This window comes from uncultured Zhongshania sp., from assembly GCF_963975605.1.
Taxonomy (GTDB): Bacteria; Pseudomonadota; Gammaproteobacteria; order Pseudomonadales; family Spongiibacteraceae; genus Spongiibacter; species Spongiibacter aquimaris.
In genome coordinates this window covers 170,175-189,040 of record NZ_CAXBHN010000005.1, presented here as the reverse complement: position 1 = coordinate 189,040, position 18,866 = coordinate 170,175, and the positions used below count along the sequence as shown (strand labels likewise).

General features: G+C 49.9%; 18 protein-coding genes. 8 read left to right on the top strand and 10 right to left on the bottom strand.

Annotated features, from left to right (window positions below):
* The 8 genes from AAC007_RS07355 to AAC007_RS07320 form a co-directional block, all read right to left on the bottom strand.
* Positions 1 to 1,000, bottom strand: a 1,000-nt coding sequence (locus AAC007_RS07355) for a hypothetical protein (RefSeq protein ID WP_339675642.1), incomplete at its 3' end; no start/stop codon positions are given.
* A gap of 160 nt (positions 1,001 to 1,160) precedes the next feature.
* The gene (locus tag AAC007_RS07350; protein ID WP_295873213.1) at positions 1,161 to 1,433 is read right to left on the bottom strand and encodes a DUF202 domain-containing protein; all 273 of its coding nucleotides are present in this window, start codon (positions 1,431 to 1,433) and stop codon (positions 1,161 to 1,163) included.
* Between the two features lie 147 nt (positions 1,434 to 1,580).
* On the bottom strand, positions 1,581 to 1,817 hold the full coding sequence (locus AAC007_RS07345) for a hypothetical protein (RefSeq protein ID WP_339675639.1): 237 nt from the start codon (positions 1,815 to 1,817) through the stop codon (positions 1,581 to 1,583).
* 179 nt (positions 1,818 to 1,996) lie between these two features.
* Complete coding sequence (locus AAC007_RS07340) at positions 1,997 to 2,632, bottom strand: hypothetical protein (RefSeq protein WP_339675637.1); 636 nt, start codon at positions 2,630 to 2,632, stop codon at positions 1,997 to 1,999.
* Positions 2,633 to 2,646: 14 nt separating this feature from the next.
* Positions 2,647 to 3,663 (bottom strand): 5'/3'-nucleotidase SurE, encoded by a 1,017-nt coding sequence (locus AAC007_RS07335; protein ID WP_339675634.1) that lies wholly within the window; start codon positions 3,661 to 3,663, stop codon positions 2,647 to 2,649.
* Between the two features lie 272 nt (positions 3,664 to 3,935).
* Positions 3,936 to 5,096 (bottom strand): helix-turn-helix domain-containing protein, encoded by a 1,161-nt coding sequence (locus AAC007_RS07330; RefSeq protein ID WP_339675632.1) that lies wholly within the window; start codon positions 5,094 to 5,096, stop codon positions 3,936 to 3,938.
* A 130-nt stretch (positions 5,097 to 5,226) separates the two neighbouring features.
* Complete coding sequence (locus tag AAC007_RS07325) at positions 5,227 to 7,335, bottom strand: PQQ-dependent dehydrogenase, methanol/ethanol family (RefSeq protein WP_339675630.1); 2,109 nt, start codon at positions 7,333 to 7,335, stop codon at positions 5,227 to 5,229.
* Between the two features lie 231 nt (positions 7,336 to 7,566).
* Positions 7,567 to 8,463 carry a Dyp-type peroxidase gene (locus AAC007_RS07320; protein WP_339675628.1) on the bottom strand — a complete coding sequence of 299 codons (897 nt, stop codon included), beginning with the start codon at positions 8,461 to 8,463 and terminating at the stop codon, positions 7,567 to 7,569.
* Positions 8,464 to 8,599: 136 nt separating this feature from the next.
* Between AAC007_RS07320 and gshA the strand changes: the two genes are divergently transcribed.
* The 5 genes from gshA to AAC007_RS07295 all read left to right on the top strand — a co-directional run bounded on the left by gshA (position 8,600) and on the right by AAC007_RS07295 (position 12,428).
* The gene (gene gshA, locus AAC007_RS07315; RefSeq protein ID WP_339675625.1) at positions 8,600 to 10,165 is read left to right on the top strand and encodes a glutamate--cysteine ligase; all 1,566 of its coding nucleotides are present in this window, start codon (positions 8,600 to 8,602) and stop codon (positions 10,163 to 10,165) included.
* Positions 10,162 to 10,797 (top strand): ACP phosphodiesterase, encoded by a 636-nt coding sequence (locus AAC007_RS07310; protein WP_339675622.1) that lies wholly within the window; start codon positions 10,162 to 10,164, stop codon positions 10,795 to 10,797. The genes gshA and AAC007_RS07310 overlap by 4 nt, the downstream gene beginning before the upstream one ends.
* 97 nt (positions 10,798 to 10,894) lie before the next feature.
* A complete protein-coding gene (locus AAC007_RS07305; protein WP_295873233.1) occupies positions 10,895 to 11,389 on the top strand; it encodes a disulfide bond formation protein B in 495 nt (164 codons plus the stop codon).
* Positions 11,389 to 11,736 (top strand): CidA/LrgA family protein, encoded by a 348-nt coding sequence (locus tag AAC007_RS07300; protein ID WP_295873235.1) that lies wholly within the window; start codon positions 11,389 to 11,391, stop codon positions 11,734 to 11,736. The genes AAC007_RS07305 and AAC007_RS07300 overlap by 1 nt, the downstream gene beginning before the upstream one ends.
* The gene (locus tag AAC007_RS07295; protein ID WP_295873236.1) at positions 11,733 to 12,428 is read left to right on the top strand and encodes an LrgB family protein; all 696 of its coding nucleotides are present in this window, start codon (positions 11,733 to 11,735) and stop codon (positions 12,426 to 12,428) included. The genes AAC007_RS07300 and AAC007_RS07295 overlap by 4 nt, the downstream gene beginning before the upstream one ends.
* Positions 12,429 to 12,455: 27 nt before the next feature.
* Here the strand turns inward: AAC007_RS07295 and AAC007_RS07290 are convergent, their stop codons facing one another.
* Positions 12,456 to 13,325 carry a CPBP family intramembrane glutamic endopeptidase gene (locus tag AAC007_RS07290; RefSeq protein ID WP_339675616.1) on the bottom strand — a complete coding sequence of 290 codons (870 nt, stop codon included), beginning with the start codon at positions 13,323 to 13,325 and terminating at the stop codon, positions 12,456 to 12,458.
* A 466-nt stretch (positions 13,326 to 13,791) separates the two neighbouring features.
* Here AAC007_RS07290 and AAC007_RS07285 point away from each other — a divergent pair, with 466 nt between their 5' ends.
* The 3 genes from AAC007_RS07285 (at position 13,792) to AAC007_RS07275 (ending at position 17,827) form a co-directional block, all read left to right on the top strand.
* Positions 13,792 to 14,535, top strand: coding sequence for a DUF1461 domain-containing protein (locus tag AAC007_RS07285; protein ID WP_339675613.1), 744 nt, complete (start codon positions 13,792 to 13,794; stop codon positions 14,533 to 14,535).
* Between the two features lie 156 nt (positions 14,536 to 14,691).
* A complete protein-coding gene (locus AAC007_RS07280; RefSeq protein ID WP_339675611.1) occupies positions 14,692 to 16,191 on the top strand; it encodes an NAD(P)/FAD-dependent oxidoreductase in 1,500 nt (499 codons plus the stop codon).
* Between the two features lie 10 nt (positions 16,192 to 16,201).
* Complete coding sequence (locus AAC007_RS07275) at positions 16,202 to 17,827, top strand: GMC family oxidoreductase (protein ID WP_339675609.1); 1,626 nt, start codon at positions 16,202 to 16,204, stop codon at positions 17,825 to 17,827.
* A 7-nt stretch (positions 17,828 to 17,834) separates the two neighbouring features.
* Here the strand turns inward: AAC007_RS07275 and AAC007_RS07270 are convergent, their stop codons facing one another.
* Positions 17,835 to 18,854: an AraC family transcriptional regulator gene (locus tag AAC007_RS07270; protein WP_339675607.1), complete on the bottom strand. Its 1,020-nt coding sequence runs from the start codon at positions 18,852 to 18,854 to the stop codon at positions 17,835 to 17,837.
* Between the last annotated feature and the right edge of the window lie 12 nt (positions 18,855 to 18,866).

Sequence of the window (18,866 nt, the reverse complement as noted above, 5' to 3'; positions counted from 1 at the left end):
CTGATCCACCGGTACCGCCAGTTCCGCCTGTACCTGATCCACCGGTACCGCCAGTTCCGCCTGTACCTGATCCACCGGTACCGCCAGTACCAGACCCACCCGTTCCGCCAGTTCCGCCAGTACCAGACCCACCCGTTCCGCCAGTTCCACCCGTATCAACTTCTTCAACAGCAGCGCTACTAGGCGCTTGATCAGCAGCTACCGCCTGCAAGGCGCCATTCCCATAAATAGCAGCTTGGCGCACTAATGCCGCGCTCATATCGGCCACAAAATCACTATAAGGCACAGTGATAGAAGAAGAGCCGTCGACCATGCCATCTAATGCGCTATCCGCACCATCGTTTGCCAAGGCCCGCAATGTGTTTAGCGCAGGGCTTGCATCACCTGACGAGAGATCCGCCAAGGCGGCCAAAATTAATGCATGTCGTCCAGCGTCGGTATTGTCGAGGACATCCGCCGTTGCAGCGCTCACTAGCTCTGGAACCGCTAGTATGCTGTCTATGCCAGGCGCGATAGCAGCCCGCACTTGCTCATTGATTTCATTGACATCATCCGCAGTTAGCGGGCTAGCACCACGCGCTTTTGCAATTTCATAGGCCAAATTTGTAAGGGGGGTCACAGCGATATCTACATCTGGTAACACCGCCATTGCGCGTATCCGCTCACCCGCTGGCAAGGCAGTATACACTTGTAAGGACTCATCAAAATAGGTAGCCGTGCCACCACCAAGAATTTCGATAACAACCGCACCGGTGTAATTTACGTAGCTCACATCCACGACGCCGCTATTCGAGCTAGTTCCTTCTCCCAAAAGTGTCGTGCCGTCAGCTTGAAATATCTTTACCTGCGCATTGCGAACCAGACCGAGGGACGGCGATACAGCAACTGAGGATGCCGCAGGCGTAACGCCTGTAGGTTCTGGTTTATTAGTGTTATTACACGCCGCTAACGACACGGCCACGGCAAGCAGCGGCAAATATCGACCTTTGATGCGAGACATACATTTCTCCCTAAAAATTTATTGCGCTTTAAGCTCTAAATCACAGTTAAAGCTGTAACGCTTTCGGGAGAATATTTGTTTATTAAAGAGAGCAGTACCCCGTGAACAAGGGGGTATAGCGTAAAAAAGCAGAGAAAACAGGGCTCGCAGAGTTGCCTAACTAGCCTTTGCTTGCGCGAGACTCATAGGTATTGAGTTGATTTCTTACGTGGATAAAACGATAAAGTCCAATCGCAAATACCGCGAGACCGGCAGCGATCAGAAACCAAGCGGCGGAGGTATAGGTGTGCAAACTCGAGAAAAATTGGAATAGCACTGCGGCGCCAGCTAACATCGCCAAACTGGTGCGAATATAGGCTAGCAGTGTTCTCTCATTAGCTAAACGAGTGCGCTCTAAGGCTAGCTTATCCCGTGCATCAGAGTCATTGCTCATAGATTTGTGACCTTATTAAAATCTGAAAAGCGAATGGTTTACGGAGGGAGCTTACTATGAATGCCGAATTTAATGGAGTGCGATTTGAATCTTTACCGTAAAGCGCTGCGGAAAGTCTTCCGCAGCGTCACAAGTAACGTATAGCTACTATTTTTTATTGCCGTTGCTACCGCCGTCACTATCCGTGTCGACACTTACCGCTGTGCTATCGCCATCACTATCACTTTTAAATGAAAACGAGCCTTCGCCAGTATCAAGGCTAACGGCCGTTGATCCCTGCTTTTCAGCTGGCGCTGCTGGCGCCGCGGCTTTATCATCTGAGCATGCAATTAGAAACAAAGCAGCAAATGCCAAGGTACTTACGGTCAGAATATTTTTAATCATGTTTCATAGCCTATTCAGAAAATTGACACTGCTTGGACTCTCAGAGGCGGTGACAGTTCCCATGGTATTATTTACTATAAGTAGTGGCTTAAATTAGATGGCTATTTATAAATTAGTGAAAACAAGCACTGCTTTTGAACAGTGCTTGCTTCAATGACGAAATATTTTAAGAAAAAAATTTATTCCTGGTAGACCCACAGATCGACAATTTCTTGGTCATCGCTGGCAATTAATCTAAATACCGCCGGTTGATAATCTTTGTCGACCACCAAAACACCGTCCATGGCTTGCGGTAGATCGCAATTTGCAGTTGTAAGGCTCACCGCTAACAAACCTTCTATATCGCTTTCCGATACGTCTCCCACAAGGTTGCAGTCTCCCGCGTCGGCCGTTAAATTGCCGTTACTGCCGAGCGAAAATTTCACCACTTTATCTAAAGATGTTTTCGTCACAAAGCTACTTGGCAATTCAGCCAAAGCTACACTCTGATCCAAAACCGGTGTGCTATTTATAATATTTACCGCTGTGTCTGTATTAATATTTGGCACCGCTGTCCACTCGCCATTCTCTACACGACGGTATATTTGCGCAACCTTGCCATCGCTTCCCTCAACAAAAGCAAAGCGGCTGCTGCCGTTACCTGCGTAGTATTTTCCGATAGCCGGCGCCTCTTCATCGCCCACGCTAATGGTGTAACGTCCACTTTCTAGCTCATCAACGTTAAGTTTGGCCGCGCTATTATTTTGATTCTTATCATTACAAGCAACAAGAACAGAGGCCGCAAGCACCAGCACTAAATAAGGTATTTTTTTCATAAATGGCACCTCAATTATTGCGACAGCAAATCGCGTAAACGAAGTTGCAACCACTGCTGACCATATTGGCTATGATCATAGGAAAGCTGCATTGCGGTAACAGAAACGGCCGAGCTCGAAACATGCGCTTCGTCGGATTCTTGCTCTGGGCTAATATCTTCGTCTGCAAATCTTATCGAGATACCGGGAAAAGCGTATGACCCCAAACCTTGGGATTGAGCGAACGGGTCTTGCGAGAAATCGGCAACAAATACAAACTCTAATTCCTGCGCGCTACCAATTCGCGAAAATTCAAACGGCGTAGTCGCCGTTACGACATCGGGGAAGTTTACGTTTAACAGCATTCTCTCTGGCAACAAGGGCGCGCCAGCTGCTTTAGAAATCAGCACATCGAGTAGCTTGACGCTTAGATTTGCAATCACGCTAGAATCCGGATTATCGTCGTAATTTCCGGCTTCATCTTTTTCGCCGCTACTATCGTGACCGGCACTTAATGCAATTGCAGGTACACCGCGACCACCGGCAAATTGCACATTGTTTACCGTGCCGGAGGAGCTAACGATATAGCCGGTATTGCGGCCTTCATTCGCTCCGGAAAGGACTAGATCAGGATTCTTTCCCCAACGTGCTTGAGCGAGTAAATCTAAACCATAAGCGGTAGCCATCACTGGCGTGCCATTCACATAATAGAAATCGCTGTAGTCATAGCCATCACCTTCTTTAGTTACTGGGCCTGCGCCCGGATCCCCCGCTGCCGCAGCATTGTTTAAGCAGGCCGTGCTCAGCGGAGTTAAGGGGCGCAAAAACTGTAGCGCACCACCCATTCCACTTTGACCTTGGCAGGGTGTCGATACCAACACATCATGACCGGCGGTCGTCAATGCGGTGTACAAGGCCTTCACATTGCTAGTGAGTCCGTCGTCGTTAGTCAGGAGAATATTGAGTGCAGACGCCGGCATGGTAAACGCCGTTAGGCTCGCAGCGACAACGCCAGCTGCAGCAACTTGCTTTAAGGAAGCTCGATTGTTCATATTTTAAATTCCTATCTCGACAATTATTGTTTTAGCTCTGTGCCGATAAACTCGGCACCCAGCTTTCCCTGCTAATCGTGGAGTGGAATGCGGCTGTATACCTCTTGCTTTACAAAGAAAGAGTGCAGCACTGCGTTTTGCAAAAACGGACGCATTATTCTAAAAAATATCATTATTATCATAAGCTTAGGGAAAATAAAGGCACTCTCACTTTATAAAGAAAGAGTGCCTTAGCAGCAATTATTGAAGTTTCTTTGGCCTAAATACTGGGTTTAAGCCGAGGGTTTTGTTTTGCTTGGCAGGGTCTGTAGCATGTACTGTTTTGGTGTGTAACCCGTTGAATTTTTAAACTGCTTATAGAATGCTGACTGCGAATTGAATCCGGATTCCAGTGCAATCGTAATTATCTTTGCCTTGGGTTGCTGAGCTAGCAGCCGAATGGCCTGCGCGACGCGGTACTCATTTATAAATTCAAAAAAGTTTTTGTCGGCATATTGATTAATAATTTGACTCAAATGATTGGGAGGTATTTTTGCCATCTCAGCTAAATCGGAAAGGCGAAGATCATTCTTAAGATACGGCGCCCGACTTTCCATTAAGCCTTGTAAATCCTGCCAAATCGATTGCGCTAGCGCCGGCGTCAGCGAGCTTGTTTCATACTTGCCGGTATTAGCATTGGACTCGCTACGTTGTTCATCGTCTTTGCCATCAAGCCGATGCGCATGGCCGGTAAAAATATCGGGCTGAATGACCGCGGAGAAACCGATGAAATAGTAAATCACCACGATGCATGCGGTGTAGTATATTGAGCGCGGCCACAGCTCTAAGCCGGGTAACAGCCGGATCAAACTTATCGCCAAACCCAAAATTACCAACATTAAATAGGCGCAAATAAAGATACGCAACCAACGCAGCCCGATACGGTCCTTGTTGGAAAATTCGTTTTCTATGGCTAGGTTGTGATGTCGCGTTAGCCTCTCTGCAAAAGCTAAATAAATTACTTGTAAGGTATAAAGTAAAATTCCGAAAACAGCCAAAGGGGTTGGCGGCCAACCGCCACGCGCACCCTCCAGGGCATTTTTATCAATGCGGATACCCTCTTTCAATAGGTATACTAATAAAATAAACGGCAGCAATAGCAGTAAGTTTGTGGCTTTAAGCTGGTAGCTCGGGCTCACCATCTTCTTAACGTAGCCAAGTAAAAAAACCACGCTACATGACGGCAACGCAATCAGTAAGAAATTGGCATTCCTGAGATCTAACCAGTGCAAATGATTAAATAGAATTGAGGCTGCCGTCGTCATTTGGCAGATCAGAGATACCGCCAACAAGCGGTTAGCTATCTTATGGCTGTCTTTTTTTAGAAGCAGCGCTGGAATAATAAATATCCCAAGCGCCAGTGCGCCTAAGGCGAGTAAGGCCGAACTATTCATTTAAGATCAGAATTTTTATTTATGGAGCGGCGAGAATCAGTGATCTTGCGATTCATGTCAACCGCCGCAAATATTAACAAGCATAGGTGAAACGCCGTAACAGCAAAGTAACTGCCGCCACGGCGTGGCCTTATTTTCCTATATCCAACTTGGCTTCTAGTCCGTCATTGGCGGCCGAGATAATATACGCGCGCAGCGAAGTCAGATCCGCTTTGCTTATCTGGCCCTTAAATGATGGCATACCCCGCGACGTTAACGCGCCGTCAATCACCACCGCTTGCATCGCCTCATCGGCAACGAGTAAGGGTGACCAGCGCAAGTCCGGAATAAGACCACTCGAAATCGCATGGTCGCCATGACAAACCGTGCAGTTAATATCATAAATAAGCTTACCTTTGGCAATGGTGGCAGCATCCGCTGTAGAGGCAGGCGGCATCGGTTTCACCACACTGGATTCCACCAAAGCGGGCAATTCAGCCTTTGCGCCTAACTTAAACACCATTAAGCGGCCAACGCCCGGATCGCTTTCAGCGGGAAATAGCCCACCGTAAACCAGTGCAAACACGCCACCCCAACCAGACGCCACCGCAATGTATTGCTGGCCATCTAGCTCGTAGCTAATCGGCGGCGCGACAATGCCAGTTTGGGCAAAAAAGTCCCATAGACGCTCGCCATTATCTGCGCGATAGGCAACTAGCTTGGCATCTGCATTTCCTTGGAAAATCAATCCACCTGCGGTTGACAGTACGCCGCCATTCCAAGCGCTGTTATGCTCCACCTGCCATACCGGCTTTTGGTTTACTGGGTCCCAGGCCAAAAGTCGTCCCTTTAGGGAGGCCTTTACCGCTTTGAACTGCGCGATGTCGGTCGGTAATGACGCCAATGCGCTGTCAGATCCGGTATTCCAGCGGCCTTCGGTATAGGCAAAACTTTTATCATCGCCATAGATAAAAGGGGTTTCCAAAACTGGAATATAGACGAGGCCGGTGCCTGGATTAAACGACATAGGGTGCCAATTGTGGCCGCCCATTGGTCCTGGCAACTGCAAGTAAGGTGCTTTGCCGCCCCAGCGCGCATCGGCAACCTCTACCGGACGCCCAGTCTCCATATCAACATGGCTGGCCCAGTTAATCGGTACGTAATTGTTAGCCGAGAGAAGCTCTCCGGTGGCGCGGTCGATGACATAGAAAAAACCGTTCTTAGGCGCTTGCATGATGACTTTGCGCGCCGTTCCGCCGATCTCCAATTCGGCCAAAATCATGTGTTGGGTGGCGGTGTAATCCCATGTTTCACCCGGGGTGGTTTGGTAATGCCAAACGTATTCGCCGGTGTCCGGTCGCAAGGCTACAATTGACGACAAATACAGATTGTCACCACCACCGGGGCTGCGAATACTTTGGTTCCACGGCGAGCCATTGCCAACACCGACATATAGCAAATCTAGCTCGGCGTCATAGGCCATGGAATCCCAGGCGGTGCCACCGCCGCCGTACTTCCACCACTCGCCATTCCAGGTTTTTGCGGCCTTGGCCATGGTGGCATTTTCAAAACCGTCTTCCGGGTTGCCGGGAACCGTATAGAAACGCCAAAGCATTTCGCCACTGTTCACGTCATAAGCCGACACGTAGCCGCGAACACCATATTCCGCGCCGCCATTGCCGATAATAGCTTTGCCATTAACAATGCGCGGTGCGCCGGTAATGGTGTAGGGTTTGCTCTGATCTACGGTAATTACGTCCCATAACTTCTTGCCGGTTTTGGCGTCGATTGCCAGTAGGCGGCCGTCAATGGTCCCGGTGATGATTTTGCCTGCGGAATACGCCACCCCGCGGTTGACCGCATCGCAGCACAAATCGGCAGCCTTGCTACGATCTACCTGGGGGTCGAATTGCCAGAGCAGCTCGCCAGATCTAGCATCGAGGGCAAACACTTTATTCCACGTTGCGGTGACATAAATCACCCCGTCAACCACCAGTGGCGTTGCCTCAATACCACGGCTCACACCTAGGTCGAAGGCCCAAGCCAAGCCCAGTTGATCGATATTTTCAGGGGTAATTTGCTTAAGAACAGAGAATCGTTGCTCAGCGTCAGTCCCGCCATGCTTATTCCACTCTTTGGCGACTACTGGCACAGCGATTACAGGCTGTGGTGGCGCTGGTGTTTTACCGCAGGCAAATAAAAGCACAGACGCGCAAACCAAAGCAGCGCTTTGCAAGGCAGGCAGATGGACCATTTTCATTATTATCCCCATGTATTAGCTGACCACTTAACAGACATGAACAATGCCAAGCAAACTGTCCCGAGTAAAGAAAATCGTGATGTGGCACAGCAACAAGCGACGCGCTGAACCAGTCAATATCATGTTGAAGGAGTACTAGGTATTCTCGAAGGGCATGGTGACAAATTTCAGGCAAAAAAAGAGCGCTCATAAGAGCGCTCAAAAATACCTAGAGTAGGAGACTTCAAATGATTAGAGAGACCCTATTGCAGAAAGTTCATCGGCCGAGGGAGCAAACCAATAGTTTCCGGTGACGGGAGTGGAAAAATCCGTTAAATGGTCGTGTATTCCATCGCCGCTAACGCCGAACATACTCTGCAAAATATGGTCAAATCGCCGAATATCGCAACTAAAAGCCAGAAAATACAAGCCATGTTCCAATACACCTCCATAGGGCACACTGCGCCGGTACAACTTTTGCGACACCCCATTTATTTTGACATCGCTGCGGCTAACATGGGAATTTTCCGGCATATGCTCATCGTCCAACTCAATACTGTCGGGCTTGGTACGGCCAATTACCGCCTCTTGCTCTGACTGGCTCAGCGCGTGAAACGAACTCAGATTGTGTACCCACTGCTGACTCAAGACGAAGCTGCCACCGGCACCGGCCTCACCTTCCGGTATCAGTGCAACAAGCTGCTGACCGCGGCCCGTCGGGTTTTCGGTGCCGTCAATGAAGCCAGACAGGTCCCGCGAATCTTTGTACAAAAAGCCGATTTTCTCCAGCCGTAAAATGGCAACCGACGCCAGCGCCGTGCTTGCCGCCATGGCGGCATCAAAATTGGCACTGTGATTTTCACCGTGCACCCACAGCAGAATACTTTGCTGGGTTGCCGGCGCTATTCGCTTACCCTCACCAACCGCCGCAAAGGGCTTTAAGTCGGCCGGACAAACACCGGGGGCAATACTGCGCCAACAATCGGCGCCGAACGCCCACACTTTATTTACCCCCCCTTCACTCAAGGCAATTGCCTTCGCTAAGGCCTCTTTAAGCTGGGCGGTACTTACTCCGTCAATCAGTTTATATTCCAAAAAGAAATGGGAATGACTTCCCTCAACAAAAATACCGGCCTGCGGTTCTGACATTATCAATCTCCTTATTCAGCCCTCTTTTTTAGCAGTAGCTGATAAACATAACAATCCCATCATTTACAATGCTTGTTCGCAAACCTACACAGATTTACACTTAGCGGCCTTTTCATGCTCCGCCGAGGACGCAACTTTGGCCACATCGCTAGAACAAAGACTGGCATTTTTTGCAGCCGCTCCGAAACTACCACTTTTACTACAAATCCAGCGCGGCATAGAGAAGGAGAGCCTACGGGCAGACCAGAATGGCATATTAGCGCAAACCAGCCATCCCGACGCGTTTGGTTCTGCGCTGACCCACCCATCTATTACCACGGATTTTTCTGAAGCCCTGTTGGAGTTCATCACGCCGGTCAGTAACTCCATTGAAGACACCTTAAATGAATTAGACGCCATTCACCGTTTTGCGGTGAGTGAGCTGGGCGACGAAACGATTTGGAATGCCAGCATGCCCTGTCGCCTAGGTGAAGACGAAGACGCCATTCCCGTTGCCCGCTACGGCACCAGTAATACCGCCACCATGAAAAGTCGGTATCGCCTCGGGCTGGGCCATCGCTATGGTCGCAAGATGCAAACGATCGCTGGTATTCACTACAATTTTTCGCTACCTAAATCTGTCTGGCAGGAATTGCACGCGGCGGAGAACAGCGAGCTGCCGCTCAAAACTTACATCACCAATAATTACTTTGGCATGATCCGCAACTTCCGCCGCTACGTTTGGTTGCTGATTTATTTATTTGGCGCCGCGCCGGCGGTGTCGCGCTGTTTCTTAAACGGTAAACCACATCAACTTGAGCCGCTTGGTGAGTACACACTTTATGGCCCGCACGCGACTTCACTGCGGATGGGTGACTTGGGCTACCAAAGTGACGCGCAGAAAAACCTGCATATTTGTTACAACCATTTAGATTTCTACGTTGAAACCCTGCGCGGCGCCATCACCACTTCGCACAGCGACTACGAGAAAATTCCAAAAGAAGAGCAGTTATCTTCTGGCTTGCTACAAATCGAGAATGAATTTTACAGCCCTATTCGCCCCAAGCGTGTCACCGAAAGCGGCGAAATACCCCTAGGTGCGCTGCGCCGCGGTGGTGTGGAATATATCGAAGTGCGCTGTATAGACGTAAACCCCATGCTGCCGGTCGGTATCAATGCCGAGCAAATCCGATTCATCGACGCCTTTTTACTCTATTGCCTCTACCAGGATAGTCCCAAGTGCGATGACGACAATAACGCGGAGATTAGCAACAATTTGCTAAGCGTTGTTAACCGCGGGCGGGAACCCAATCTCGAGCTAAACCAGCACGGCAGCCCGCGAACGATGACAGCCTGGGCGGAAGAATTGATTGTCGATATTAGCCGCATTGCCGAGCAACTCGACAAGGCACATAAGACCGACAGCTATACCCAAAGCTGCAAGGCACAGCTTGCCAAAGTTCATGACGTCAGCTTAACGCCGTCGGCACAAATTGTGGCCGCGCTTGAACAGCGCCACGATACCTATTACCACTATGCAATGGAGCAATCATTGCAGCACGCCGCGGCATTCCGCGAACGCGGACTGAGTACCGAAGAGCAGCAACGCTTTGCGGCAATGCGCGAAACCTCAGTGGCGGCGCAGACCAAGGTGGAAGCCGAGCAGCAGGAAAGCTACGACGAGTATCTGAGTCGCTTTTATCAGCAATATCAGGATCTGTGAACTACCTCGCCCACTTCCATTTAGCCCAGCAGCTAGCCAGCCGCTGCGGCTTAGATGAGCGCGACGCCATGCAGCAGGGCTTGCTGATTGGCGGTTTACTAGGGGATTTTGTAAAAGGCCCGCTGCGGGGCAATTACCCCGCAACGTGGGAAGTGGGTATTCGCCTTCACCGCCGCATCGATGCACTAACCGACAGCCATACCTTAGTCAGTGAGTGTTTAGACAAGCTGCCAGCGGATTACCGCCGCTATGGCGGCATTATGCTGGATGTCTGCTTTGATCACTGCCTAAGCCTGCGCTGGGACCAACATCATTCGACTTCACTCAACAGTTTTACCCAAGGTTGTTATCAGCAAATACTCCCTGACAAAGACCACTATCCCACCGCGGCCAGGCGCCAAATTGGTTTTTTAGCGGAATATGACGTCCTGACAAAAATGGCCGACTGGGACAATATTGAAGCCATGCTTGGCCGCATCGCTAAACGCGTTCCCCGCGAAAATCCATTGAGCCATTGCGGCGCGGAGCTCGCGCGCTTGCTGCCATTTATCGACCAACAATTTCTAGGTTTATACCCCGCCTTACAAGATCAGTTATTCGATGAATTTAATGCGTCTTTAGGGCTTGAATGAATCACCGCAATGGGCACTTAGCGCGGCGACTAAGGTCGTACTTGTCAGCAATTACGCAATCCCCTACTGTATGGCGCTTACCGAGAGAGAATACACTATGTCATTAACGCCCCGTTGGATTTATGCCTTTATTGTTGCCAGCTGTTGCGCACTATTAGGCTATGCGCTTTACACCCAGTACGTAGATGGCTTGCACCCCTGCCCACTGTGTATTACCCAACGCGCCTTTTTTGTTCTCATCGCCCTCGTGGCCTTAATTGCCCTGATTACCAATCCCCACCAAAAGGGTCGCTATGTCGCCACCGCCTTCATGCTGATATCGAGCATTGCAGGTGGGGCAGTCGCCTATCGCCAAGTGTGGCTGCAAAGCCTACCGCCAGATCAAGTGCCCGCATGCGGTCCTAGCTTAGAATATATGTTCAGCAACCTGCCGTTTGGCGAAGCCTTTAGCACGCTTATGCTAGGCGATGGCAACTGCGCTGAAGTCGTGTGGACGCTATTCGGGCTGAGCATGCCCAACTGGTCTATGTTTGCGTTTATCGGACTAGGCTTAGCCGCTATCGCGAGCGCGCTGCCAATGATAAAACGCTAATGCTGGCTGGGTTTCTCACGCTAATTGGCTGCCAACTGCTGGGTGAATTTATCCAGCGCGCACTCGGCTTGCCGCTTCCCGGCCCGGTAATTGGCATGCTGCTACTTTTCATTGGCTTGTGCATCCGTGGCGATGTGCCAAAAGATTTAGAAACCGGTAGTCAACGATTAATCGAGCTTCTACCCATGCTGCTGATGGCTCCCGCCGCCGGCGTGTTTTTCTTGGGCGCCGGCTTTGCCGATCAATGGCCGGCATTTATCGCCGCCGTCACCCTGGGCACAATAAGCACGATGATTTTTTGTGGTTTGTTACTACGCTTTTTGCACGGCCGGAATAATCGCGCATGAATGAGCTAATCCGCAGCCCCTTATTTGCGATCGTGCTTACCTTACTCGCCTACCAAGGCGCGTTATTTCTCTACACCCGCAGCGGCCGCGTCGCCATGTTGCACCCTACTATTAGCGGCGCCGTGCTAATTGCCTTGGCATTAGTGCTGCTACAACAGGACTACCAGGATTATTATCAAAAGATAAACTGGTTAACATTTTTACTTGGGCCCGCCACTGTCGCGCTCGCGGTACCACTCTATCGGCAGCTGCATTTACTGCGCAATATGGCTGGGCCCTTACTGATTACGGTGTGCACGGGCGCTGTTTTTGCCTCGACATCGGCCCTGATTATCGCCTGGTTATTTGGGGCCAATCGCGACACCTTGTTATCGCTTACGACCAAGTCAATAACCACTCCGATTGCGATCACCGTCACCCAAGATCTCGGTGGTATCACCACCATTGCGGTGGCATCCGTCATACTTACGGGCGTTGTCGGTATCACAACAATTACGTGGTTATTTAACAAACTGGATATTCAGGACGATCGCTTGTGGGGGTTTTGTTTAGGTCTAGCCGCACACGCCATCGGCACCTCGAGAGCGTTTGAGCGCAGCCCCGTCGCGGGTGCTTTTTCGAGTTTGGCGCTGTGCCTAACCGGCGCGTTTACCGCCATTGTTGTTCCCTTTGCCGCGCGGTGGTTTTTGTAACAACCATCGCGCAGTGCGGTGACAATTTCAGAACGGCCAGAACACTCTTGGTATTCGCCCTTGCTGAACTAAAGACGCGACATCCATGCCCACCGCGACACCCGCGTGAACAAAAAAACCACCCCAAATAGAACGCGACCGCAAGGCCAATATGCCGAGCAATAGCCCAAACGAGATAGCGCCAAATGCCTCTGGCCACAGCTTAGGGAAGTGGATCATTAAATAGGGCACGCACATTATCCACACCGCATTAGCGCCAAGGGCAGGCCGCAGGGCTTGTAGAAAAAATCCGCGGAAGAAAAACTCCAGACAAATAAACTGCGTTAAGTACAGTAATTCCCAGGCGATAAAATCAAACCAACTTCGACCGGCTTGCTTATAGAATGGATAGTGGGCCAAAAAATCTCGGTTGAATGAGGCAATAACAATAAAGATCAATATCGGCGACAACAGCAATACATAAGCGCGCCAATGCTGCGATGTTTCACTCCAGCGCCAACCAAAATTTAACATCTTATCGCGGAATAAATATCTTATTACCAGCGCCGGAATAAGCACATAGCCAACCATATGCCAGAATGTCCACCAGGCGTAACTAGCCAGTTCCAGAAAACCCGTTTTGCGCAAGCTTAGATATAAATGGTTGGGCGATTTTTCTAATGTGCCACTGAGTATTTTTAATGACTCAATAAAGACGCTGGAATATTTTAGATAGTGAATTAGCAATAGACACAAAGACACGCAAGCAAGAACCGTGAATACTCGGCGTAGGGCCTGCGGCCGGTTCAAGCTATAGCTAGGCTCCGACGCATCGATCTCATCTAATAGCTGCATTACTCGCTTGGGATGCAAACTTTGGATAAACCCAATTCGACTAGCCTGCTTTGTCTTGTCCATTACTAACCCGCGATTAATTTGAGCACATCTATATAAGAAATTTGTGTGGCCTGTGTTAGGGTCTGTTGCCGTTTCATCACCGCCTCTGTTGCGCCTGAAAGCGCGCCAATTTAGACGCGACGAGTGTGGTTTGGTGGTTCCAAATAAGCGAGGAGCAACGACAAGTGGCGCGCTTTCAGGCGCAACCCAAAGGGCTGGGGCCATTTTTCCGTCTAGCGGCGTTATCAGTCGCTTATTTGAATCACCAAACCGCGTTCCTTCTGCCTTGCCAGACGGAAAAATGACCGCCAGCAGTGGTGGTGATGAAACGGCAACAGACCCTAGGCTTTTGTAGCCATTCACTTACCCAATATCGCGTAGGGCGACGCTATTTTTCTATGATGCTATAGTTCAGCACGACATCATATAGGCAATAGTTTTTATGCTCCAAATACACAATACATCAACATGAGAGATGCCAGCCCGGATGTCCCTGCGAAACCAAAGTATCGTCGCCATTAGAAACCTTAGCTACAGCAGCTTGGGTCTCATAATGTGTTTGTACTTAAGTTGGCACGCCTTATTAAGTGTCAACTTCTTCTACGGCTTTTGGCACGACAATATTGGCATTGCCGAAACCATTGCTGAAACCGGCCCGCAGAACCGCTATCGCAGCGGCTTTGAAAAAACCGACCGAGAGCAGCGAATCGACCTCTTTGAGCAAATTTGCACAGCAATTACCCATCAGGGCAAAGGCCTAGAACACATTAGCTATTCACCTGAGCCCAATACAGCTATACCGCTGCTTCACAAGGCAGAGATAGTTCATCTTCAGGATGTTGCTAATCTCATTAGTGTCACCCAGAACCTCGAACCTTATCTCTTTATCCTGTGGATAATTCTACTTGCCGCATTTTTTGCCAAGTCGTGGCCATTGCCAACCTACCGGCAACTGCTCGGGGTAAATTCTGTATTAATCATTGGCCTTAGCGGCGCGGTGTTAGCGATCGGCTGGGTTGAAGTTTTCTATGCGGCGCACCGCTGGATTTTCCCAGACGATCACCAGTGGTTCTTTTTCTACCAAGAGTCCCTCATGTCGACAATGATGCAAGCGCCCGATTTGTTCTTGTATATAGGCATAAGTATGTTCGCTTTGGCTGTCATCGCTTTTATTTCGATACACGAAGGCCTAAAACGGATACCGCAGCGGAAATTAGCCACTAGCGACTAACTCCGCGCTCCGACTTCTTACCACCTACCACAAGACACCACTCATGTCCGAAATTCAACAGCGCGTGTCCGCCCGCCTCATAGAATCCCATGCCCGTCTCTGTAAAATTGAGACACTCGATTTTCTTAGCGCTCACAAAAATAACAGAGGCTCTCTATGGCCACGGCAAGTTCAAACTCCGATGCAGGCATTACCAGTACCAAAATATTAATTATCGGAACCGGTTTCGCCGGGCTGGGCATGGCAATCCGCTTAAAGGAAATGGGCATCGATGATTTCATTATTATCGAGCGCGCCAACGATGTGGGTGGCACCTGGCGAGACAATCGCTACCCTGGCGCGGCCTGCGATGTGCCTTCACATTTATACTCTTTTTCATTTGAACCCAACGCTGACTGGTCGCGGGTTTATCCCAGCCAGCCAGAGCTAGAGACGTATTTACAAAAGGTCGCTAAGAAGTATCAGCTGCGTCCGCATATTCGCTTTAACCATAATTTGCGCGAAGCGCGCTTTGACGACGCTAGTGGCCATTGGCTTGTGCGCAGCAGCGGCGGGGATTTTAGTGCACGGTTCGTGATTAGCGGCAACGGCGGTTTAGCAGAGCCAAAATTACCGGATATACCCGGCGTAGAAACTTTTGCGGGTCATCATTTTCACTCCGCGAACTGGGATCACGACTACTCGCTGCCAGGCAAGCGGGTTGCGGTTATTGGCACCGGCGCATCGGCGATCCAGTTTGTACCAGAAATTGCCGGCGTACCGGCGAAATTATCTGTATTCCAGCGCACCCCAAACTGGATAATTCCGCGCGGCGATCGTCCCTATAGCCGCATTGAAAAATGGCTTTTCAAACACATTCCTATTACACGCAAAATAGTCCGCGCCAAGATTTACTGCCAGAATGAATCGCGGGTACTGGGCATGGTGTTGCACCCTTCCCTAATGAATTTATTTCGTCGTTCGGCTATTAAACATATAGAGCGTCAGGTAGCAGATCCCGCACTCAGACCCAAGCTAACGCCCGATTATCCCATTGGCTGCAAGCGAATTTTGGTCTCCAATGATTGGTATCCTGCACTGCAAAAACCAAATGTAGAAGTGGTGACCAGCGGTATACGGGAGATTCGCGAGCACAGCATTATCACCAAGGACAATATTGAACACGAGGTGGATTGTATTATCTTCGGTACGGGTTTTTACGCCACCGACAACCCTATCGCCGCGATGATTTACGGTCGCAATGGCGAGCAATTATCGCAAACTTGGCAGAACGGCGAAGAAGCGTATTTGGGCGCCAGCGTGCACGGTTTTCCAAATTTCTTTTTTATCGTAGGCCCAAATGTCACCCTTGGGCATAGCTCGATGGTATACATGATTGAGACCCAAGTTCAGGCAATTAGTCGAATACTGCAAGCTTCCGATGAACGTAATTCTGCTACCGTAGAAGTGAAATTAGACGTACAGCGAGAATACAATGAAGGCTTGCAAAAATTATTGGGCGGCTCGATATGGGCGACCGGTTGCGATAGCTGGTATAAACACCGCTCGGGGAAAATAACGCAGTTGTGGCCCGGTTTTACCTTTACCTTCCGACGTCGCAATAGAAATTTTAAGCGCTCTGACTATATATTTAGCTCATTACAAAATAACAACTAGGTGGACGATTATGGCTACTGAGTACGATTTCGATGTCATTATTATTGGTTCCGGATTTGGTGGCAGTGTCTCGGCTTTGCGCCTTAGCGAAAAGGGTTACTCCGTTGGTGTAATGGAAATGGGTCGCCGTTGGGGCCCCGCGAATATGCCGTCCACCAACTGGAAAGTATGGGATTTTTTATGGCGACCACTTCTTGGTTTACGCGGATTTTTCAGTTTACGGTTTTTTAAACACGTTATGGTCTTGCACGGCAATGCGGTGGGAGGCGGCTCAGTAACTTATGCAAATACCTTATTGGTACCGCCGGATTCTGTGTGGTCGGATGGCAGCTGGCAGGGTTTAGACAATTGGCAGGCCGTCATGCCCGATCACTACGCTACCGCAAAACGCATGTTGGGCGTGAATAAAAACCAGCGCTTTGCGGCTGCCGACCGTGCGCTAGAAAAAATGGCCATCGCGCAGGGAAGACACGACACCTTTTACAAAACCGATGTCGGTGTTTTCTTTGGCGACGAAGACGACGTGGGCGGCGGTAAAGTGTATGCCGACCCGTATTTTGATGGTGAAGGCCCGGAGCGCTCAAGCTGTATAGGCTGCGGTAGCTGCATGACCGGTTGTGTCCATAACGCGAAAAATTCTTTAGATAAAAATTATCTGTATCTTGCTGAAAAAAAAGGGACACGAGTTTTTGAACAAACCTGTGTTAGTGATGTACAACCACTAGACGGCAAGGAGGGTGAAACAGGCTACGCGATATTCACCCGTCACGGCACATCATTACTCACTAAAAATACACGTCGCTTTACTGCTAAGAAAGTTATTTTTGCCGCGAGCTCCTTAGGTACACAAGAGCTTTTGTTTAAACTCAAGCAATCGGGGTCTATGCCAAATATTTCTGATGAGCTAGGCAATCGCGTTCGCACCAATGCAGAATCCTTACTCGCGCTGCGCTTTCCTGGTGGTGAGGATATGTCAAAGGGTGTGGCCATTGGTTCGGGTTTCTACCTCGATCAATACACCCATATCGAAGCCACACGCTACGGCAAAGGCCACGATTTATTGAGTTTATTATTTACGCCCCTCACAGGTGGCAAGCCCGGTTTGCTCAGGCCTTTTTTATGGCTGGCGACCCTTTTAATGTCCCTGTTGCGTCATCCCATAAAAACGCTGCGTGCTTGCAACCCCTTTGGCTTCGCCAAAGAAACGATTATTTTTCTGTGTATGCAAACCGTTGATGGGCATTTAAATATGCGCTACCGCCGACCTTGGTATTTTCCCTTTACCAAGGTCTTACAAACCGAGGGCGAGCCCATCCCGTCCTTTATTCCCGCCGCCAATAAATTTGTGGCTGATAGTGCCGAACAGATGAATGGCATGGCCGCCAGTATGGTATCGGAAATATTTTTTAATATTCCAACGACAGCTCATTGTATGGGTGGCTGCGGCATGGGCGAGTCGGCAAAGAGCGGGGTAATCGATAGTCAGAATCGCTTGTTCGGATATCAAAATGCCTATGTTTGCGATGGCTCTATGCTCGGTGCCAACCTCGGCGTGAATCCCAGCTTGACGATCACTGCTCTGACTGAGCGCGCCATGAGTTTTATACCGAGCAAAGGCTCTATTGCCAGCAATTGAGCAAAACCTAAGGCCCGCGGCCATGCTTGCGCAGTGTGCCAGGCGTTTGGCCGCTCATCCGCTTATACGCTTGGGAAAAGCTAGACGCATCGGCATAACAGAGCCGCTCGGCTATTTGCTCAACGCTAAGCCTTGTGCCGGTCAGCATTTCCTCTGCAAGCGTCATCCGGATTTCGTCAACTAGCTGTCGAAATGACGTGCTCTCTGTATCCAGCTTTCTACGCAAAGTGCGCGATGTCATACACAGAGATTCGGCCACCATCTCCATATCCATCGTCATCGGCCTTTGACGCAGGAGTATGTCGCGCACCTTGCCGGATATTCCTTTTCGCGCCGTGCGTTTGGTAATAAGCTCCGAGCATTGCTTATCTAGCAAGCTAGCGGTGGCGCCGTTGCCAACGACTCTTGGCTCGTCCAAGACACTGCGCGGAAACATCAAGGCGTTTTGGGGTGCGGAGAATTCGATTCGCCCGCGGAAAAAACGCTCGTATAGATCACTGTGAGCAGGCCTCGCGTGTTTGAAGGTCACCCACTCTTCTCCAAGCTGCTGCCCCACTATTTCGCGCATAATTACCATCGCCGCGTGAATCTCTCGCTCGATGGAAAACAGGGCCACGTCCGCAGGTACATCAGAGTTATCAAACACCAAACAGGCGTAGTCCCTCGCCTCTTCTACAACAAACCCGGAAAAGACAAAGGTTAATTCCTGATAGGTTTGCGATAACTCAACGGCCTTGCGCACCGTTGGGCTGCTAGCCAAAGCAAAACCCCATATCCCATAGACAGACAGGTGGTACCGTTCACCAGCGTATAAGCCCAGACCAGCTAGCTCTGGTAACTCTCGCTGTAAATTTCGAATGACGGCCATTTCGTCACTGGCCTCAACGACCGTTTCCGGGTTGTTCAAACTCTGTTGATTTAAACCCGTATTCAGTAGCAGGGCCGATTGCTTCGCGCCGTATTCCACACCTAAGGCAACCAATATTTGGACGCTGGTTACGCTTCGGCAAAAATCCCAGGTTTTCATTATTTTTCCGGT

What these genes read in the sequence shown, in the direction of transcription:
- AAC007_RS07350 (WP_295873213.1), bottom strand. Translation starts at nt 1,433, where the DNA reads ATGAGCAATGACTCTGATGCACGGGATAAGCTAGCCTTAGAGCGCACT.
- AAC007_RS07345 (WP_339675639.1), bottom strand. Translation starts at nt 1,817, where the DNA reads ATGATTAAAAATATTCTGACCGTAAGTACCTTGGCATTTGCTGCTTTG.
- AAC007_RS07340 (WP_339675637.1), bottom strand. Translation starts at nt 2,632, where the DNA reads ATGAAAAAAATACCTTATTTAGTGCTGGTGCTTGCGGCCTCTGTTCTT.
- AAC007_RS07335 (WP_339675634.1), bottom strand. Translation starts at nt 3,663, where the DNA reads ATGAACAATCGAGCTTCCTTAAAGCAAGTTGCTGCAGCTGGCGTTGTC.
- AAC007_RS07330 (WP_339675632.1), bottom strand. Translation starts at nt 5,096, where the DNA reads ATGAATAGTTCGGCCTTACTCGCCTTAGGCGCACTGGCGCTTGGGATA.
- AAC007_RS07325 (WP_339675630.1), bottom strand. Translation starts at nt 7,335, where the DNA reads ATGAAAATGGTCCATCTGCCTGCCTTGCAAAGCGCTGCTTTGGTTTGC.
- AAC007_RS07320 (WP_339675628.1), bottom strand. Translation starts at nt 8,463, where the DNA reads ATGTCAGAACCGCAGGCCGGTATTTTTGTTGAGGGAAGTCATTCCCAT.
- AAC007_RS07305 (WP_295873233.1), top strand. Translation starts at nt 10,895, where the DNA reads ATGTCATTAACGCCCCGTTGGATTTATGCCTTTATTGTTGCCAGCTGT.
- AAC007_RS07300 (WP_295873235.1), top strand. Translation starts at nt 11,389, where the DNA reads ATGCTGGCTGGGTTTCTCACGCTAATTGGCTGCCAACTGCTGGGTGAA.
- AAC007_RS07295 (WP_295873236.1), top strand. Translation starts at nt 11,733, where the DNA reads ATGAATGAGCTAATCCGCAGCCCCTTATTTGCGATCGTGCTTACCTTA.
- AAC007_RS07290 (WP_339675616.1), bottom strand. Translation starts at nt 13,325, where the DNA reads ATGGACAAGACAAAGCAGGCTAGTCGAATTGGGTTTATCCAAAGTTTG.
- AAC007_RS07285 (WP_339675613.1), top strand. Translation starts at nt 13,792, where the DNA reads ATGTCCCTGCGAAACCAAAGTATCGTCGCCATTAGAAACCTTAGCTAC.
- AAC007_RS07280 (WP_339675611.1), top strand. Translation starts at nt 14,692, where the DNA reads ATGGCCACGGCAAGTTCAAACTCCGATGCAGGCATTACCAGTACCAAA.
- AAC007_RS07275 (WP_339675609.1), top strand. Translation starts at nt 16,202, where the DNA reads ATGGCTACTGAGTACGATTTCGATGTCATTATTATTGGTTCCGGATTT.
- AAC007_RS07270 (WP_339675607.1), bottom strand. Translation starts at nt 18,854, where the DNA reads ATGAAAACCTGGGATTTTTGCCGAAGCGTAACCAGCGTCCAAATATTG.